Below are 18,288 nucleotides of genomic sequence, written 5' to 3' on the forward strand. Positions count from 1 at the left end.
GGACATGCAGAACAAGAACGTCATTCCCAGCATCGAAGCGGCACACCGCTCCGTGCTCGACTCGATGCCGTTCGACGACACGGCCGATTTCGACGACGCCGAGCGCGGTTTCATCGCCAAGCTCGAGCCCGGCATCGTGCTCGCATCCGACGGGCACACTGTGTGGGACAACGACCGCTACGACTTCCTCGACGGCGAGGCTCCGACCTCCGTCAACCCCAGCCTGTGGCGGCAATCCCAGCTCGTCGCCAAACAGGGCCTGTTCGAGGTCGTCGAGGGCATCTACCAGGTGCGCGGCCTCGACCTCTCCAACATCACCTTCGTCGAGGGCGAGACAGGGGTGATCGTGATCGACCCGCTGATCTCGAGCGAGACGGCCGCGGCCGCCCTCGGGCTCTACCGCGCGCACCGCGGCGAGCGCCCCGTCGTCGCCGTCATCTTCTCGCACAGCCACGTAGACCACTTCGGCGGCATCTTCGGCGTCACATCACAGGCAGATGTGGATGCCGGACGCGTGCAGGTGATCGCCCCGGTCGGCTTCGTGCACCACGCCGTGGAGGAGAACGTCTACGCCGGAACCGCGATGGCGCGTCGGGCAGGCTACATGTACGGCGCCGTGCTCGCCCGCGGCCCGAAGGGGGCCGTCGGCGCCGGACTCGGCCAGACGACGTCCTCCGGCGAGGTCGGCCTCATCGTGCCCACACTGGAGATCAGCACGACGGGGGAAACCCACACCATCGACGGGGTGGAGATCGAGTTCCAGATGGCGCCCGGAACCGAGGCGCCGTCCGAGATGCACTTCTACTTCCCCGCTCGCCGCGCGCTCTGCATGGCGGAGAACGCCACGCACACGCTGCACAACCTGCTCACCCTGCGCGGTGCACTGGTGCGCGACCCGCACGTGTGGTCGAGCTACCTGACCGAGGCGATCGACCGTTATGGCGACAAGACGGATGCCGTATTCGCCTCGCACCACTGGCCGACCTGGGGCAAGGAAAGGATCATTGGATTCCTCTCCACCCAGCGCGACCTCTACGCCTATCTGCACGATCAGACGCTGCGTCTGCTCAATCAGGGATACACGGGGGCCGAGATCGCCGAGATGATCGAGCTGCCGCCGGCCCTCACCTCCGCGTGGAACACCCACGGCTACTACGGATCGATCAGCCACAACGTCAAGGCGATCTACCAGCGCTACATGGGCTGGTTCGACGGCAACCCGGCCAGGCTCTGGCCGCACCCGCCGGCCGCACAGGCCGAACGCTACGTGAAGGCACTCGGCGGGATTGACCGCGTCGTCGAACTCGCCCAGACGGCGTTCGACGAGGGTGATCTGCGCTGGGCCGCGACGCTGCTCGACCACGCGGTGTTCGCCGATGCCGAGCACTCCGGCGCCCGCGCGCTGTACGCCGATACCCTCGAACAGCTCGGCTACGGCGCCGAGAACGGTACGTGGCGCAACTTCTTCCTCTCCGGCGCCACCGAGCTGCGCGAGGGCAACTTCGGCACGCCGACTGCCACGAGCGCACCGGCGATCGTCGCCCAGCTCACCGCCGAGCAGCTCTTCGACTCGTTGGCCATCTCGGTTGACGGCCCGAAGGCGTGGGACCTCGACCTCCGCATTAACGTCACCTTCACCGACCTCGATGCCAACTACCGCGTTGCGCTTCGGAACGGCGTGCTCATCAGCAGGAAGAAGGCGCTGGACCCGGATGCCGCGGTGACCGTGTCGCTCAGCAAGGCACGCCTGTTGGCTCTGCTCGCCGGTGATGCCGACTCCCCCGGGGTCGAGACCAGCGGCGACGCGGCCGTGCTGCCGCAGCTGCTCGGCGTGCTGCAGAGCGGGGACCCCGCCTTCAACATCGTCACTCCGTAGTCGGACTGGCCGTGCTCGTTCCCTGGTTGCGCATGAACACGATGAGCCAACTGAACACGAGCACGGCCAGAATCAGCTCGACCGCGGTGAGGTTGTAGTACCCGGTCACAAAGAACACCACGAGTATCCCGATCACGGCGACGAAGACGTACCCCAGCCAGATGAACACCGTCGGCGTGGTCGGGATCAGTGTGCGCAGCCGCACAACCAGGATCGTGTAGACGATGGCCATGCCCGTCGCCGAGAGATTGTGCAGCGCCAGCGACACGTCCAGCGAGAACAGCCCGACGCAGCCGAGCATGATCCCGATCAGGATCAGCGAGACGCGCACGAAACGGCGGTGACGCCGCTCCGTTTCTGTGCCGGCGGGCAACGAGACCGTCGCGTAGTTCGCAATCGTCGTCACGAGCACACCGGCGATGATCAGGGTGAGGTTGAATGCGTTCCCGGAGAGGTCATCCGTCATGCCGAGGGTGCTGAGATTCTTCTGCCACCAGTATGGATCGGACGCGCTGAGCATGCTCGTCACGGCTCCGACGAGCAGGAACACCGCGAGCACCAGCGACAGCAGGATCGGAGTGAGATTCATCGCCGAGAGGAACACGACGTAGGCGGTGACAGCCGTCGCCACCCCGGCGAGCAGCGCGGCCGAGAATGGGAAGACGAGCGCGTCGACGAAGCTCCGCGCCAAGACGTCGGCGATCGCGATCCAGGCGAGCAAAGCGATGACGGCGTGTGCGAGCGCGATCGCCGCGACATCGAACCAGTGCAGCCGCGGACCGGCGCCCTCCCCCACGCCGCGCGCGCGTCGGAGGCTTCTGGCCCAGACCACCACGATCGCCGCGGCGATGGCGGAGCTGATCGCCACGAACTGGCCGAGCGAGCCCGGGCCGGAGATCGGCGCCGAGCTGCCCCAGAATACGAGAAGCCCGGTGATCGTGCTCACCACGAAGACGGCGGCACCGAGTATCAACGCAACCGACTCCACCGATTCCCTGCTCTCGGCAGGATGCCGGAGCACACTCACGATCGAACTGGACTGACTCATTGCGGCCACCTCTCTGCTCCGACGGTTTGGGGTTGGCTAGTGGATGAGCGCCTTCAGTGCGATCATGGCGAAACCGAACGCCGCGGTGCCGAGCGCCCCGGCGATGCGGACCGGCCAGGAGCTGCCTCGCACCGCGAAGGCGCTGTAGCCGAGCACGGCGAGGATCACGACGCCCAGCCAGAGCGCCGTCCACATCGCCACCGAATCCGGAATCGCCTCGAGCGCGCCGAGCAGCAGGACGAAGCACGGCAGCAATGCGGAGAGCAGGAAGCCGATCGAGCGGCGCACGGAGCGGTGGAATGCGACCGCCAGGGTGGTGTCATCCCCCTCGATGACGCCGTGGCCCGCGACGGTCCCTGCGTAGACATGAGCGGCCCAGAACACCGCGACGGTGCCGACGACGCTCAGAAAGGTCTGCATCGAACTGGCGCCGTAGCTGCCGGCGACGACGATCATGCCGCTGACCAAGACGATGCCGTAGACCGACTCCTCGGTGACGAAGCCCGTGCGCACGCGCGTCACCAGGTCGGCGTCACTCTCCGGTGGCTCGGGCGTGTGCTCGTTCATGGTGCGTGTTCCTCCTTGGTGCGCCCGGCGATCTCGGCCGGGATGCCGCGGGAGAACACTAGCGCGAATGCCGCGATCGCGATGAGCGCGAAGAAGGCGGTGCGCAGCGAGCTGATCTGCGACTCGGCGTAGACCGTTGTGAGCGTCGCGGCATCCGCGGCGCTCAGCCCGGCGTCCTCGGCGATGCCGGCGACACTGCTGGCCGGAACGATGTCAACGCCGCCGGCGGTGAGCTCGGCGACCGAGCCCTTCACATCCTCAGGCAGTGTGCTGGCCGCAACGCCTCCGGCGAAGGAGGTGGCCAGCGCCCCGATCAGCACCGACCCGATCAGCGCGGTGCCGAGCGAGGAGCCGAGGTTCTGGAACACGCCCTGCAGGCCGCCGACCTCGCTTGACTCCTTGCCGCTGACGGAAGACATGTTCACGTTGCCGAGCTGTGATGCGAGGAGGCCGAGCGCGGCGCCTGCACAGAACATGCCGATGGCGAAGATCCAGCTCTTCAACTCGATGTCGACGGATGCCAGGAGCACCACCGCACTCGCGACGAGCACGAATTGCCCCCACTGCACGATGCGGCGCGGCGACCAGATGGCCGAGAGTCGAGTGCCGATGATCGAGAACAGGATGAGCGAGACCGAGAGCGGGAAGATCTTGATGCCCGTCTGGAGCGCGTCGAGCCCCAGCGTCATCTGCAGATAGACCGGCACCATGAAGAAGAGGCCGGCCGTGATGGCGTACTGCGCTCCGAGCACACTGAGCCCGCTCCGGAGCTGCGTGATCCGGAACATCTCCACGTGCACGAGCGGGGGGCGGCCGGCCGCCACGAGCGCCTTCTGCCTGCGCACGAAAACGTAGAGCAGCACGGCGCCGACGAGGATCAGCCACGCCGTGAGCGAGATGCCGAGCGGTGCGATCTCGACCCCGCCGATCTCCGGGGAGTGCAGGGGCGTGATCCAGCCCCAGGTCTTGCTCTGCAGCATCCCGAACACGACGAAGACGAGTCCGAACGCGGACAGCAGCACGCTCGGCACGTCGATGCGCACCTTCTGCGGTGGCGTGGAGTCGGTGACCATCCGCGCGCAGAGCACGACGACGGCCATGATCACGACCTCACCCACGAAGACGTAGCGCCAGTTCAAATAGGTGGTGATGAAGCCGCCGATCAGCGGCCCGGCGGCCACAGCGGCACCGGAGACGGCACCGATCACCGCATAGGCGGTTATCCGGTCGCGGCCGGTGTAGTTGTCGGCGATGAGCGCGGCGATGGCCGGGATCACCAGCACGGCGCCGAGCCCCTCGATGATCGACCAGCCGAGGAAGAGGGTCTGCACATTCGGGCTGAGCGCCGTGGTGAGCGAGCCGATCGCGTAGACGATCGATCCGATCACGAAGGCCCTGCGCCTGCCCCAGACGTCACCGAGCTTCGCCCCGAGCAGCATCATCGAGGCCATGGTCAGTGTGTAGAAGGTGATGGCTGCCTGCATGGCGGCCACGGTCGTGTCCAGATCGGCCACGACCGTCGAGATCGACACGTTCATGACCGTGCCGTCGAGCACCATGACGAACTGGGCAGAGCCGAGGATGATGACGACAAGCCATTTCTTCATGCAGCGGCCGACTCTCTCTGACGGCTCGGGCGGTTCCTGATGCCGCAGGCTCAGTATTGACCCGAATTCGCGTGCGGCGCAACGGACACGCGGGGTAGCGCTCGGCAAAAGCACAGGGGTACAGTCTGAGCCACTGGCGCAACCGTGGGGGTGTGCCCCGAAAGAATGGTCACAACTATGAATTTCTGGGACGTTGTCGGTTTCTTCTTCTGGACATGGGTGCTGGTGTCCTACCTGATGATCCTGTTCTGGATCCTCAGCGATCTGTTCCGAGACCACACTCTCAGCGGATGGTTCAAGGCCATCTGGATCATCTTCCTGATCTTCGTGCCATTCCTCACCGCGCTCGTCTACCTGATCGCGCGCGGTCGGTCGATGAACGAGCGGGCCGGCCGCGGCGCCGGCATCGTGCCGGAGGACTACTCCAAGCCGGCTCCATCGACGACACCGGCTGCCGATATCGCACAGGCCAAGACGCTATTGGATGCCGGCACCATCAACCAACGCGAGTACGACGCTCTCAAGGCGAAAGCCCTGGGCGAGTTCTAAGAGACGGGGCCGGGACGATGGCCGAGTCGGGCGCCGCAGCAAGCGGCATCAGCGAAGCATTTCGGTTGCGCGCGGCGGCCGGGCGTGACGCCCGCCGCCGCTCGCCGCGCTCCGGCGCGTCTGAGTGGGCTGCGGCATCCGACCGGCCGGACCCCGTCTCCCTCCTTGAGGAACAGGCGCTCAGCCGGGCGCCCGAGCTCGTGCCCATCCGCTATGGGCGGATGCTGGTGTCGCCGTTCACCTTCTACCGCGGCGCGGCGCTGCTCATGGCATCCGACCTTGCGGGAACACCGGACTCCGGGCTCACCGTGCAGCTCTGCGGCGATGCGCACCTGTCGAACTTCGGGGTGTTCGGCACTCCGGAGCGTTCTCTGCTGTTCGACATCAACGACTTCGATGAGACCCTGCCCGGACCGTGGGAGTGGGACCTCAAACGCCTGGCCGCGAGCTTCGAGGTGGCGGGGCAACACCGCGGCTTCACCGAAGCCGAGAGGCGCGAGAGTGTGCTGGCTCTGACCCGTTCCTATCGCGAACGGATGCGGCAGGCCGCAGACTCCCCCGTGCTCCGTTCCTGGTACGACCGGTTGAACGCCGACGATGCTCTGGCCTGGTTGCAGAACGAGCAGGCAGAAGGTCGGGCGGAGAAGAAGCAGGTCAAGCGCACGACGGAGGTCTTCGCGAAGGCGCGCACCCGCGACAGCGCGCGTGCCACCAAGAAGCTGGTCGGCGTCGTCGACGGCGAGCTGCGGATCCTCTCTTTTCCCCCGCTCATCGTGCCCGTCGGCGAGCTCGCGCCGGAGGGGCGCACTCGCGATCAGGAGGTGGAGCAGATGCGCGAGCTGATCTCCGCCTACATGGAGACGCTGAACAACCCGCACCACCCCGCCCACGAGTACGAGTACGTGCACATGGCGCGCAAGGTCGTCGGTGTCGGCAGCGTCGGCACGCGAGCGTGGATCCTGCTGCTGCGCGGCCGCAACGACGAGGACCTCCTGCTGCTTCAGGCAAAGGAGGCGCAACGATCTGTGCTTGAGCGCTTCCTGCCGGCCAGCGAGTACGACCATCAGGGCGAACGGGTCGTGCGCGGTCAGCGCATGATGCAGGCGGCGAGCGACATCTTCCTCGGCTGGCAGCGGGTGGAGGGCCTTGACGGCGAGAACCGGGACTTCTACGTGCGCCAGATGCACGACTGGAAGGGTTCGGCCGACATCGAGAGCATGAACCCGACCGGGCTCCTGCTCTACGCCCACCTCTGCGGCGAGACGTTGGCCAGGGCGCACGCCCGCGCGGGCGACCGCGTCGCGATCGCCGCCTACCTCGGCGGCACGGACGTGTTCGACCGGGCCATCGCCGACTTCGCGAGCGCCTACGCCGAACAGAACAACCGCGACTACGCGGCGTTCCAGGCGGCCGTCGAGTCCGGCAGGCTGAGCGCGATCTCCGGACTCTGACGACGCCAGACTGCTCAGAGAGTCCAGACGGCTCAGAGAATCCAGACTGCTCAGAGCATGGGGACCGCGGGGCGCAGAGCCCTGCGTGCGCGCTTGACCACGTACATCGCCTCATCGGCCTGCCGGAGAGCAGACTCTGCCGTCGTGCTCTGCGCGTCGACGACCACGACGCCGACGCTGGCACCCGCATAGTCGATGGCTCCGGCGCTGAGCTCGAAACGCCCCATCGTGCACTCGGCCAGCCGCGAGCGCAGCGCCTCGGCGGCATCCGCCGTGCCCCGTGCGCCGTCGCTCTCCGGCCCGTCACCGATCACGACGAACTCGTCACCGCCGAGTCTGGCCAGCACGTCGCCCTGCCGCACCGCTGATCCGAGGCGGCGAGCGATGGCGAAGAGGAATTCATCGCCGACATCGTGGCCGTAGGCGTCGTTGACGGCTTTGAAGCCGTCGAGGTCGATGAAGGCGACGATGACGCCGCGCTCGTCGCGGGCACCGCGGGCCAACGCACGGCGCAGTTCGCCCAGGAGCATCCGCCGATTCGGCAAACCGGTGAGTGCATCCGTCGAGGCGTGAGAGGCCAGCTCGCTGTTCGCTTGTTGCAGGCTCTGGAACAACAGCTCGCGCTCGACCTGCTGCGCGATCAGCTTCGCGAAGAGTTCGAGCACGGTCTGCGATTGCGGCTTCAGGGGCAGCGACGCCGAACTGGCCGCACAGAGCGTTCCGTACAGACCACCCGTCTCGGTCTCGATCGGCATGCTGACGTACGTGTGGATGTTCAATGCGGCAGCCGCCTCGGAGTCGGCCCATCGCACAGGCACGTCCGAGGTGTAGAAGTGGCTCTCATCGAGCGCTCGCTTGCACAGCGTGTCCGCCCACGGCACCGTGAGTCCCTCGGAGATCTGCAGCTCGCTGACGTTGCGCGAGAACAGGATGTTCTGCACTCCCCGGTCGAGGTCGACCGTCGTCAGATAGGTCGACTCGAGACCGGTGACCGCCTCAAGCATCTCGAGCATCGGGCGGGCCAGGTCCTCGAGCGTCTTCGCAGCGGTAACGGTGCGGGTGAGTTGGTCAAGCACGGCGTCCATCACCCCATTCTGGCGACGATTGCCCGGCATGGGCGACAGCGCGCCGTCACGCGGCGGAGCGGTCGGCAGCCACGACGAGGTCGGCGGAGCTCATGACCTTGTCGATGGCGATCTCGATGACGACACGGATCGGGTTCACTCGCGGCTGTCGGTAGCGGACCGCGTAGAGCGCGACCGCGTGCGCGACGGCATCCGCGTCTCGGTTGATCGTCGCCGGTCCGGCGAACGAGATCCATCGCCCCTCGTGCACCTGGGCGACCGTCGCCGTGCCGCCGCGCTCGACGTTGCGCACCTTCTGCGTCCCGTCAGAGGTGATGATGCGCAGGATGCCGTCTTCCACGGTGAACCCGACGGGGACGGAGTGGATGCCGCCGCGATGTCCGAGGGTCGACAGTATGCCCATGTGGCGTTCGCTCACGAACAGTGCGGCGGTGTCACTCAGCTGAATCGTCATGTCCCCATTGTTTCGCAGGCGAGGCTCACACGCGCACCGGCCGACCGGGTGATCACCATACGCTCACGCAACACGGCGGCTGCTGGGCTGGGTGCCTGCCATCGTTCATGGCGCCTCGCAACAGGAAGAGAAACAATGCCTCAGCCCCTCCCGCGCACACTGCGTGCTGCCGCATCCGCGCTCGCCGTCTCACTCATCGCGCTCACGCTCGGCGGCTGCGGCTTCGTACCCGATGGATCGACACCGGCCCCCGCTGCGGCGAGCGAAGCGGATCTCGGCGATGACGACGGCTACATCCCGGACGGGGAGAGCGTCTCACCGAACGCCGACGATCTGCCGACCATCGCCAATCTCGACCTCGATCTGAGGACTGCGCTGCAGCGGGCCGCCGCCGACGCTGCCGCCGACGGGGTCGAGATGTTCGTGACAGACGGCTGGCGCAGTGAGCGCTACCAGCAGTTGCTCCTCGACAACGCGATTCGCAACTATCTCAGCGAGGAGGAGGCGCGCAAGTGGGTGAAGACGCCGGAGGAGTCGACCCACGTGAAGGGGCTCGCCGTCGACATCGGGCCGACGGATGCCGACAGCTGGCTGAGTCAGCACGGCAACGACTATGGGCTGTGCCAGACATACGGCAACGAGATGTGGCACTTCGAGCTGGCCGTGCGCCCGGGCGAGACGTGCCCGGCGCCGCTCAGTGACGCCTCGGCCGGCTGAGTTGGTGAGGGCTGCGCGGTGAGGGCCGTGCGGTGAGGGCCGTGCGGTGAGGCTGTGCGGTTAGGGCTGTGCGGCGCGTGCGGCCGCCTCGAGGAAGGCGGGGCGCACGCGGTCCCAGCCGTCGAGGTAGCCACCGACCATGGCCGCGTCGCGCAGGAGCACGAGCTGTGCGGCGGCGCCCGCGGCATCCGCAAGGCCCGCGGCGTCCAGCACAGCCTCGAGCTCGGCGCGGAACCACGCCCGGTGCGCGCCGACCGCTTGCCGCACCGGGCTGTCGGCATCCGGGTATTCGGCCGCGGCGTTGATGAACGGGCAGCCACGGGTGTGATGGCGGGCCACATCCTCGGCCAGGCCGGCGATCACGAGGTCCACGAGCTGTCGCGGTTCCGCTCCGGATGCCTCGGCCGCGGCGAAGGTGGCTCGAATCTGGGCATCCTCGACGCCGAGATACGCCTCGACGAGGTCTTCCTTGCTCGGAAAGTGGCGATAGAAGGTTGCCCGGGTCACGCCGGCCTCCGCCAGGATCCGGTCGACTCCGACCGAGTGGATCCCCTCGCGGTAGAAGAGTTCTGACGCGGCGCGAAGCAGGCGCTCGCGGGCCTCGGAGGCGCCGCTGGGAGTAGTTCGAGTGGCCATACACAAAATGATAGAACGATCTTTCTCTTTTTGCTTGACATCTCGCTCGGCGGGGCGTAACTTTCACTTCAGAAGCAGAAAGAACGATCGTTCCACTTAACGGAGCGGCACCCAACAAGGAGAAGGAATCATGACCGCCACTGACAAAACCCCCATCGTCCTCATCCACGGCCTGTGGATGACGCCGCGCAGCTGGAACACCTGGGCCGAGTACTTCCGGGCCCGCGGCCACGAGGTGATCATCCCCGGCTGGCCCGGCATCGATGACCGCTCCGTCGCCGAGGTGCGCAACAACCCGGAGGCACTGAAGGGCATCGGCCTCAAGCAGATCGCGGACCACTACGAGCGCATCATTCGCGCACTCCCCCAGAAGCCGATCATCATGGGGCACTCCTTCGGCGGCCTGCTGACGCAGATGCTCGCAGATCGTGACCTCGGAGTCGCCTACGTCGGCGTCACCCCCGGCCAGCCTGCCGGCATCACGACCCTGCCGGCGTCAACGCTGTGGACGGGAACCCCCATCCTCGCCAACCCCTTCGGCAAGAACGGCGCGAAGCCGCTCTCCAAGTCACACTTCCACTTCACCTTCGGCAACGACCTCGGCCGCGCAGAGTCCGACGCGCTCTGGGAGGAGTTCGCCGTCAACTCGTACAACCGGGTGTTCTTCGAGGGGGTCGCTGCGGCGTTCAACGAGAAGGGCGGCGTCAGCCGCGTCAACTTCGCGAAGGCCGACCGCGCTCCGCTGCTCGTGATCACCGGTGAGATCGACCACGTCGTTCCGCCCGCCATCGGCCAGGCCATCGTGAAGAAGTACACCGCGAGCGGCAGTCCCGCCCTCGTCGAGTACAAGGAATACGCCGGCCGCACGCACCGGATCGTCAGCCAGGACGGCTGGGAAGAGGTGGCCGAGTACGCACTGAACTGGGCCGTCGCCCACTCCGCCGCCACCAGCGCCGCCTAGGCGTCGGGCGTGGTCACGGCGCTTGCCAGCCCCGTGACCCGGTTGTAGCCTGTGGGGCACCAGCCCGTCGGAACCTCCCCGAGACTGCAACCCGAAACGGTTCGGCATGTCTTCCGCCCTCTACGCACTCGGCAGATGGGCATTCCGCGCGCACCGGCGGATGCTCCTGCTCTGGGTCATCGTGCTCGCGGTGCTCTTCAGCGGGGCCGGGCTGCTCTCCGAGGGGACAGACAACACCTTCAGCATCCCCGGCACGGAATCGCAGGAGGCGCTGGATGCCCTCGCCCGCACCTTCCCCCAGGTGAGCGGGACGTCGGCGCAGCTGATCGCCGTCGCCCCGGACGGCACCGATGTGAGCGATGCCGAGTTCGAGGCGGCGGTCACGGATGCCGCGACGGCCATTGCGGCGATTCCGCAGGTGTCATCGGCCACCGTGCCGTACCCCTCGGATTCCGGCTCCGGCTCGAGCGCGAACATCAGCGCGGACGGCTCCGCCGTGATCGTGCCGATCCAGCTCTCGGTCGCCACCACCGCGGTGCTGCCCTCGACGGCCGATGCGTTGCAGGCCGCGGGCGTCGCGCTGGAGGCCGAGCTTCCGGTGGGCTCGCAGGTGTCCGTCGGCGGCCAGCTGTTCGCGCAGAGTGCCACCGGCATCAGCATCACGGAGCTGCTCGGAATCGCGGTCGCCTACGTGGTGTTGTTCATCACCTTCGGCTCGCTCGTGGCCGCAGGGCTGCCGCTCATCACCGCCCTGCTCGGCGTCGGCGCATCGCTCGCGATTGTCTTCATGGCGACGAGCGTGCTGACCATCACATCGACGACGCCATTGCTCGCGCTCATGCTCGGCCTCGCCGTCGGCATCGACTACGCGCTGTTCATCATCTCCCGACATCAGGATCAGCTGAAGCACGGCCTCGAACCGGAGGAGTCGGCGGCCCGTGCGGTCGCGACCTCGGGATCCGCCGTCGTCTTCGCGGCGCTCACCGTGATCATCGCGCTGCTCGGTCTGTCCGTCGCCGGCATCCCGTTCCTGACGATCATGGGCGTGGCCGCCGCTCTGGCCGTGGCGATCGCCGTGCTGATGTCGGTCACCCTCACCCCGGCGCTGCTCGGATTCGCCGGCTGGCACATCGTGGCGAAACGCTTCCGCCCCGGCGCGCCCCAACCTGCCGCGGTCCCCGAGCCCGACGACCCCGAGACGGCAGAGGCGGCAGAGGCGGCAGAAGTGGCCGAGCCTGTCGAGACCCCGACGGACGCTCCCCAGCGCGGCTTCTTCCCCGGCTGGGTGCACGCCGTCACCCGATGGCCACTCGTCACCGTCGTCGCCGTCGTCGTTGTGCTCGGCATCGCCGCCATCCCGGCGGCTGGGCTGCGTCTGGCGCTGCCGGATGCCGGCTCCCTCGACGAGGACACACCGGGCCGCGTCACCTACGACCTCGTGGCCGAACATTTCGGGCCGGGCTTCAACGGCCCTCTGATCGTCACCGGCTCCGTCATCCAGAGCACAGACCCGGTCACCCTGATGGACGATCTCGGCGCCGAGATCGCGGCCGTCTCCGGGGTGGCCTCCGTGCCGCTGGCGACCCCGAACGAGACCGGCGACACCGGCATCGTGCAGGTGATCCCGGAGGGGGCGCCGGACTCGGAACAGACGGAGGAGCTCGTCGCGACGCTGCGCTCCATGCAGCCCCACTTCGAGGAGGAGTACGGCGTGCGGCTCTCGGTCACCGGCTACACGGCGGCCGGCATCGACATCTCCGAGCGTCTCGCCGGCGCGCTGCTGCCGTTCGGTCTGCTCGTCGTCGGCCTCTCGCTCGTGCTGTTGGCCATGGTGTTCCGGTCGATCGTCGTGCCGGTCACGGCCGCACTCGGCTACGCGCTCTCGATCGGCGCGGCATTCGGGCTCACCAGCCTCGTCTTCATCGACGGCTTCCTCGCCGAACCGCTCAACGTGGCCGGCCTGGGCTCTGTGATCAGCTTCATGCCGATCATCCTGATGGGTGTGCTGTTCGGCCTCGCCATGGACTACGAGGTGTTCCTGGTGAGTCGGATGCGTGAGGAGTACCTGCACTCCGGCGATCCGACCGGCTCGGTGCACCGCGGCTTCACGGCATCGGCTCGCGTCGTCACCGCAGCGGCGCTCATCATGTTCGCGGTCTTCGCCGCGTTCGTGCCGGAGGGCGAGGCAAACATCCAGCCCATCGCATTCGGACTCGCGGTCGGGGTGTTGATCGACGCCTTCCTCGTGCGGATGACGCTCATTCCCGCCGTGCTGGTTGGCTTCGGCCGAGGCGCATGGTGGATCCCCGGATGGCTTGACCGCGTCCTCCCCCACTTCGACGTCGAGGGAGAGGGCCTGGCCGCCGAGTTCGCCCTCGCCGACTGGCCGGAACCCGGCGCGGAACTCGCGATCGCGGCGGCGGGCATGCGGGTTGCCGGGCAGCCCGCCGGCGAGCCCGCCTTCGACGCGTTGCTCGCCCCGGGCGAGGCACTCGTCCTGCTCGGAGGCTCCCTCGACGAACGGAGCGCGATTCTGCTCGCCCTCGGCGGCCGGATGGCGGTGAGCGCCGGCCGGGTGAAGGTTCAGGGCCTCGTGCTGCCGACACGGGCGGCCGCGGTGCGCGCCCGCACCGCTTCTCTGCTGCTGGACGCTTCGCTCCGCGGTGTGAGCGCTGTGCACGACGCCCTGCGCCGACGCCCCGACATCGTGCTCATTGATGCGGCGGACAGCTTCGTCGACCCCGAGCTGCGCGCCGGCATCCGCAGGGCGCTGGGCGAGAGCCTGAAGGGCAGCGGCCGGAGGGCGACCGCCCCGCTCACGATCGTGCTCGCGTGCCAGAGTGGCGACGTCGCCGACGCGCTGCTGCCGCTCGGCGTGGAGCTCCGCACCGTGCACCTGGCTGACGCGTCGAGCGCTCCGAGCGCACTGGCGGTGCGCTGATGGCGGGGCTCTGATGGCGCGAACCTTCTCGGCAACGGGCGGCTCTGAGCACCTCGGCCGCCTCGCCGTGCTCGGAGTGCTGGCCGTGCCGGTGCTGATCGGCGGCATCCTCGCCTGGGCGCTCGCCGCACCGACGCAGAACCTCGACAGAGTGACGGCCGCGATCGTCAACAACGACGACCCCGTCACCGTGAACGGCGACACGGTGCCGCTCGGGCGGCAGTTCGCAGCGGGGCTGATCGAGGGGCCGAGTGACCCGGCCGAGTCGACAAGCAACTTCACGTGGGTGCTCACCAACAGCGACGAGGCCTCCCTGGGACTCGGCGCCGGGCGATATGCGGCCGTCGTGACGATTCCGGAGTCGTTCTCGGCGGCGGCGACGTCGATGGGGGGCCAGGCAAGCGATGCCAGAGAGGCCGTATTCGAGGTCACGACGAGCCCCGCCTCTGCGGCCCTCGATCCGACGATCACCCAGCTCATCACCGAGGCGGCGGCCGCGGCCGTCAACCAGCAGCTGATCGAGCAGTATCTCGACAACGTCTACGCGGGATTCAACACGATCAACGAGCAGATCGGGCAGGCATCCGATGGCGCAGCCAGCCTCGTCACCGGCGCGGACTCGGTCTCCAGCGGCGCACAGTCCCTCGCCGACGCAGCCGCTCAGCTGGCCGCGGGGCTCGACTCGGTGGATGCCGGTGTCGATTCGCTCGCGAGCGGCCTCGCCCAGCTCGACGCCGGGTCGCAGGCGCTGCCGACGCAGACGGCGCAACTCGCGGCGGGTGCGGCCGGCGTCGCTGCGGCCGTCGGCAGCCTCGACGCGGCCGTCTCCGACGCCACCGCGCAGTTCTCTGCCGTGACGGCACAGCTCTGCGTGACGCCGGGCGCCGTCTGCGACCGGGCGACGGCGGCGCTCGCGCGCCTGCAGGCCGCCGATCAGCAGACCGCGGCGCTGGCGGCCGGAGCCGGACAGGTGGCATCCGGCAACGCCGCGTTGGCGGAGGCCATGCCGGCACTGGTCGCCGGCATCGACGCGTCGGCCGACGGCGCGACTCAGCTGGCGGCCGGCATCGGGCAAGCGGCATCCGGAGCGGAATCGCTGAGCGCCGGCGCGCAGAGCCTCGCCGCCGGAGCCGCGCAACTCGACGACGGCACCGCCCAGCTCGCCGACGGGCTTGCCGAGGCCGTCACTCAGATCCCGATGTACAGCGACAGCGACATCAGCACGCTCACGTCCGTGGTCTCACGCCCGGTGCTCGCCGAGCAGGACACGGTGCCACCCGGCATCCAGACGGTGCCGCTGTTCGCCGTCGTCGCCCTCTGGCTCGGCGGCCTCGTGATCGCGATCGCGCGCCGCGCCGTGCCGACGCGGCTGCTGTTGACCTCCGTGCCATCACGCACGATCACGCTGCGCTCGCTCGGCCCCACCGCCGCGCTCGGGGGCGGCCAAGGCGCCGTCGTCGCGGTCGTTGTGCTCACCGCCGTGAACACGACCCCCTTGGCATGGATGAGCTTCGCCGGTGCGAGCGTGCTGATCGGCGCCGTCTTCGCGATCGCGAACCAGGGACTCGCCGCGGCGCTCGGCTCGGTGGGACGCCTCGTCGCGGTGCTCGTCGCGGTGCTCGCCCTGGCGGCCGGGCTCAGTGGCGCCGTACCTCCGGCGGTCGCATCGACCGCCGGAGCGATCCCCACCGCACCGGCGCTGAGCTGGCTGTTGGCCTGCCTGACCGGCGACGGTCCCGCCGCTCTGTCCGCCGTGGTGCTGCTCGCGCTCGCCACCGCGCTCGGCATCGCGCTGCTCTACGCCGGCGTCGCCCGCCACCGCACCGTCCATTGAGAGCGGTCAAATGGCCGCTTGGAGGGCCCAAAAACGGCCATTTGACCGCTCTCAACGGAATCGATGGGCGGCGCATAGGCTGAACGCGTGGTCAGAGAGTTTTTCAGAGGCGTCGGGTTGCTGCTGCGCGGCTTCGCGTTCTGGACTCGCCGGCCCGGGGCCATGATGCTGGGGCTGGTGCCGGCAGCGATCGTCTTCGCCCTGCTGCTGGCGGGCCTCGTCGCGCTCGGCTTCAACGTCGCGCCGATCGTCGACTGGTTGACCCCCTTCGACGAGACGTGGCCGGAGCCGTGGCCGAGCATCGTGAACGCGGCAATGGGAACGGTGCTCTTCGCGAGCGCAATCGTGATCAGCGCCGTGACATTCACGGCGCTGACCCTCGCCGTCGGAGACCCGTTCTACGAACGGATCTGGTTGGCCGCGGAGCGAAACCTCGGCGGCGAGAGCCCGACAGAGGGTGCCGGATTCTGGCGCGGCGTGCGCAGCGCGCTCTGGCTGCTCGGAGCCGGCCTGCTCACCGCCGTGTGCGTCGCGATCAGCGGCTTCATCCCCCTGATCGGCGGCGTTCTCGCACCCGTGCTCGGCGTCGTCCTCTCCGGTCGGCTGTTGGCGGTCGAGCTGAGCTCGAGGGCGTTCGAGGCGCGTGCCATCCCCGGAGCGGAACAGCGCACCCTTCGCCGCGGCATCCGCTGGCAACTGCTCGGCTTCGGCGTGGCGACGCAGCTACTCTTCATGATCCCGTTCGGGGCGGTGTTCACGATGCCGGCTGCCGTGGCCGGGTCGACGTTCCTCGCCCGTTCAGCGCTCGACGCGCAGCGGGTGGCACGCGCCTGAGCTACGCGCTCTCGCCCATCCGCTCCATCACATTGGTGCCGTCGGAGAGCACCGGCGAGATGAGCCCGAAGACGTTGTTGTCTGGGTCGAGCAGGTAACCGACGCGGCCGATGCCCTCCATGTCGTCGAGCGGGAGCGCCTCGATGGCACCGAGCGCGAGGCCCTTCGCGAAGAGGCTGTCGATGTCCGCGACGCCGATCACGATGTTGACCCCGTTGACGGGCGCGCCCACCTCGGGTTTCGGCCCCATGCGTTGGGTGAGGCCGCCGTTGATGCCGCGGCCGAGTTCTGTGGTCATGTTGATCGCACCCTCACCCGTGTCGATCGACCAGTACGACATCTCGCCGTAGCGGGTGAACGTCCAACCGAACAACTCTGTATAGAAATCGATGAGCCGCTGCGGTTCGGATGCGTGGATCTCAAAGTGGACGACGAGGTTCGCCATGGTGCCTCCTTGCACTGGTGGCAGTCATGCTACGCCGCCCGTTCGGCGACGACCAGCCTCTCCGACTGTCGATGCCATGCGCCCTTGCCTCGGCTGGCCGGCAAGGCATAGCGTGCCCCTGTGGAGCCCCATCGACTTGATCGCACCGAAGCCCGACGCATCGCCGTGCGCGCGCAGGTGCTCGACGCGGAGCGCCCGAGCGACGTCGTCGAGCTCGTTCGCCGTCTGACCTTGCTGCAGATCGATCCGACCGCGGCGATCGCCCCGAATGCCGACCTCGTCGCCTGGAGTCGGATCGGCTCCGCCTATCGACCCTCCGAACTCGTCAACGCACTCGAACGGCGCAGACAACTCTTTGAGCTCGACGCGCTGATCAGACCCATGGATGACCTCGGCCTGTTCCGTGCAGGCATGGACGCGTGGCCGTCTGAATCGAAGGCAGGCGAGTGGCTCGCCCGCAATGATTCCTTCCGACGGGACATCCTGAGCCGGCTGCGGAGTTCACCAGAGCCGCTGCTCTCCAGAGAAATTCCCGACACGAGCGTCGTGCCGTGGCAGTCATCGGGCTGGACGCACAATAAGAATGTCGGCCGGATGCTCGAATTCCTGACACTGCGCGGCGAGATCGCCATCGCTGCCCGACGCGGCCGCGAGCGGCTGTGGACGCTGGCCGAGCGGGTCTATCCCGAACAGCTCTCTCCACCGACCACGGAGGTGGCCGCGGTTGTGCGGGCCGAGCGCAGGCTCGCTTCCCTCGGCATCGCGCGCGAGAAGAGCACGGTCATGCCGCTCGAACCGGTCGACGTCGGCCTCGCCGGCGAGCCGGCGGTCATCGACGGGATCCCGGGTGCCTGGCGCGTGGATCCGGCCGCGCTCGGCCGACCGTTCGTTGGGCGCACCGCCCTCCTCTCACCCTTCGATCGACTGATCTACGACCGGGTGCGCGCCAAAGCTCTCTTCGACTTCGACTACGTGCTTGAGATGTACAAGCCGAAAGCCAAGCGTCGCTGGGGCTATTTTGCACTGCCGATCCTGCACGGCGATCGCCTGGTCGGCAAGCTCGACGCGCTCGCCGACCGCAAGGAAGGTGCACTTGTGGTCAATGCGATCCACGAAGATGCGCCATTCACCTCGGCGGTGCGCGATGCCGTCGGAGCGGAGATCAGTGAGCTCGCCGCGTGGCTTGGACTCGACGTCCGCTATCAGTAGCGGATCGCCGACGCCGTGCCACGAGACAGCGAACAGGGCGGGTCCCCGGCCTCTGCCGGCCAGGAACCCGCCCT

General features: G+C 68.1%; 16 protein-coding genes. 9 read left to right on the plus strand and 7 right to left on the minus strand.

The genetic code is table 11. From position 1 onward, the window contains the following. Positions 1-4: 4 nt before the first annotated feature. Positions 5-1,876 carry an alkyl/aryl-sulfatase gene (locus ASC66_RS08755; protein ID WP_055837739.1) on the plus strand — a complete coding sequence of 624 codons (1,872 nt, stop codon included), beginning with the start codon at positions 5-7 and terminating at the stop codon, positions 1,874-1,876. Here the strand turns inward: ASC66_RS08755 and ASC66_RS08760 are convergent. From ASC66_RS08760 to ASC66_RS08770, 3 genes are read right to left on the minus strand one after another with little or no spacing between them, the layout of a single operon-like run. Continuing rightward, the gene (locus tag ASC66_RS08760; protein ID WP_055837742.1) at positions 1,866-2,924 is read right to left on the minus strand and encodes a DUF998 domain-containing protein; all 1,059 of its coding nucleotides are present in this window, start codon (positions 2,922-2,924) and stop codon (positions 1,866-1,868) included. The genes ASC66_RS08755 and ASC66_RS08760 overlap by 11 nt on opposite strands. A gap of 36 nt (positions 2,925-2,960) precedes the next feature. After that, a complete protein-coding gene (locus ASC66_RS08765) occupies positions 2,961-3,491 on the minus strand; it encodes a hypothetical protein (protein WP_055837744.1) in 531 nt (176 codons plus the stop codon). Continuing rightward, positions 3,488-5,098 carry an MFS transporter gene (locus ASC66_RS08770; protein WP_055837746.1) on the minus strand — a complete coding sequence of 537 codons (1,611 nt, stop codon included), beginning with the start codon at positions 5,096-5,098 and terminating at the stop codon, positions 3,488-3,490. Before ASC66_RS08770 ends, ASC66_RS08765 begins: the two co-directional genes overlap by 4 nt. A gap of 177 nt (positions 5,099-5,275) precedes the next feature. On the opposite strand from ASC66_RS08770, the gene ASC66_RS08775 reads away from it, so the two are divergent. Together ASC66_RS08775 and ASC66_RS08780 are read left to right on the plus strand one after the other, a co-directional pair. Continuing rightward, positions 5,276-5,647: an SHOCT domain-containing protein gene (locus ASC66_RS08775; RefSeq protein WP_157509714.1), complete on the plus strand. Its 372-nt coding sequence runs from the start codon at positions 5,276-5,278 to the stop codon at positions 5,645-5,647. A gap of 17 nt (positions 5,648-5,664) precedes the next feature. Next, complete coding sequence (locus tag ASC66_RS08780) at positions 5,665-7,098, plus strand: DUF2252 domain-containing protein (protein ID WP_055837752.1); 1,434 nt, start codon at positions 5,665-5,667, stop codon at positions 7,096-7,098. Positions 7,099-7,148: 50 nt separating this feature from the next. Here the strand turns inward: ASC66_RS08780 and ASC66_RS08785 are convergent, their stop codons facing one another. Together ASC66_RS08785 and ASC66_RS08790 are read right to left on the minus strand one after the other, a co-directional pair. Continuing rightward, complete coding sequence (locus ASC66_RS08785) at positions 7,149-8,183, minus strand: sensor domain-containing diguanylate cyclase (protein WP_055837755.1); 1,035 nt, start codon at positions 8,181-8,183, stop codon at positions 7,149-7,151. Between the two features lie 46 nt (positions 8,184-8,229). Next, entirely contained in the window at positions 8,230-8,637 is a 408-nt protein-coding gene (locus ASC66_RS08790; protein WP_055837758.1) for a pyridoxamine 5'-phosphate oxidase family protein, read from the minus strand. Between the two features lie 135 nt (positions 8,638-8,772). Here ASC66_RS08790 and ASC66_RS08795 point away from each other — a divergent pair, with 135 nt between their 5' ends. Continuing rightward, complete coding sequence (locus ASC66_RS08795; RefSeq protein WP_055837759.1) at positions 8,773-9,354, plus strand: M15 family metallopeptidase; 582 nt, start codon at positions 8,773-8,775, stop codon at positions 9,352-9,354. 60 nt (positions 9,355-9,414) lie between these two features. On the opposite strand, the gene ASC66_RS08800 is transcribed toward ASC66_RS08795, so the two are convergent. Next, entirely contained in the window at positions 9,415-9,990 is a 576-nt protein-coding gene (locus ASC66_RS08800) for a TetR/AcrR family transcriptional regulator (protein ID WP_055837763.1), read from the minus strand. A gap of 130 nt (positions 9,991-10,120) precedes the next feature. Between ASC66_RS08800 and ASC66_RS08805 the strand changes: the two genes are divergently transcribed. The 4 genes from ASC66_RS08805 (at position 10,121) to ASC66_RS08820 (ending at position 16,560) form a co-directional block, all read left to right on the plus strand. Next, a complete protein-coding gene (locus ASC66_RS08805) occupies positions 10,121-10,951 on the plus strand; it encodes an alpha/beta hydrolase (RefSeq protein WP_055837766.1) in 831 nt (276 codons plus the stop codon). 106 nt (positions 10,952-11,057) lie between these two features. Next, positions 11,058-13,892: an MMPL family transporter gene (locus ASC66_RS08810; protein ID WP_055837768.1), complete on the plus strand. Its 2,835-nt coding sequence runs from the start codon at positions 11,058-11,060 to the stop codon at positions 13,890-13,892. 13 nt (positions 13,893-13,905) lie between these two features. Continuing rightward, positions 13,906-15,726: a YhgE/Pip family protein gene (locus ASC66_RS08815; protein WP_055837771.1), complete on the plus strand. Its 1,821-nt coding sequence runs from the start codon at positions 13,906-13,908 to the stop codon at positions 15,724-15,726. Between the two features lie 87 nt (positions 15,727-15,813). Beyond that, a complete protein-coding gene (locus ASC66_RS08820) occupies positions 15,814-16,560 on the plus strand; it encodes an EI24 domain-containing protein (protein ID WP_235496808.1) in 747 nt (248 codons plus the stop codon). 1 nt (position 16,561) lies between these two features. Here ASC66_RS08820 and ASC66_RS08825 read toward each other — a convergent pair whose 3' ends face one another. Next, on the minus strand, positions 16,562-17,005 hold the full coding sequence (locus ASC66_RS08825; protein ID WP_055837777.1) for a VOC family protein: 444 nt from the start codon (positions 17,003-17,005) through the stop codon (positions 16,562-16,564). Positions 17,006-17,125: 120 nt separating this feature from the next. Here ASC66_RS08825 and ASC66_RS08830 point away from each other — a divergent pair, with 120 nt between their 5' ends. After that, positions 17,126-18,214 (plus strand): DNA glycosylase AlkZ-like family protein, encoded by a 1,089-nt coding sequence (locus ASC66_RS08830; RefSeq protein ID WP_055837780.1) that lies wholly within the window; start codon positions 17,126-17,128, stop codon positions 18,212-18,214. The last annotated feature ends 74 nt before the right edge of the window (positions 18,215-18,288 follow it).

The organism is Leifsonia sp. Root4 (genome assembly GCF_001425085.1).
Taxonomy (GTDB): domain Bacteria; phylum Actinomycetota; class Actinomycetes; order Actinomycetales; family Microbacteriaceae; genus Microterricola.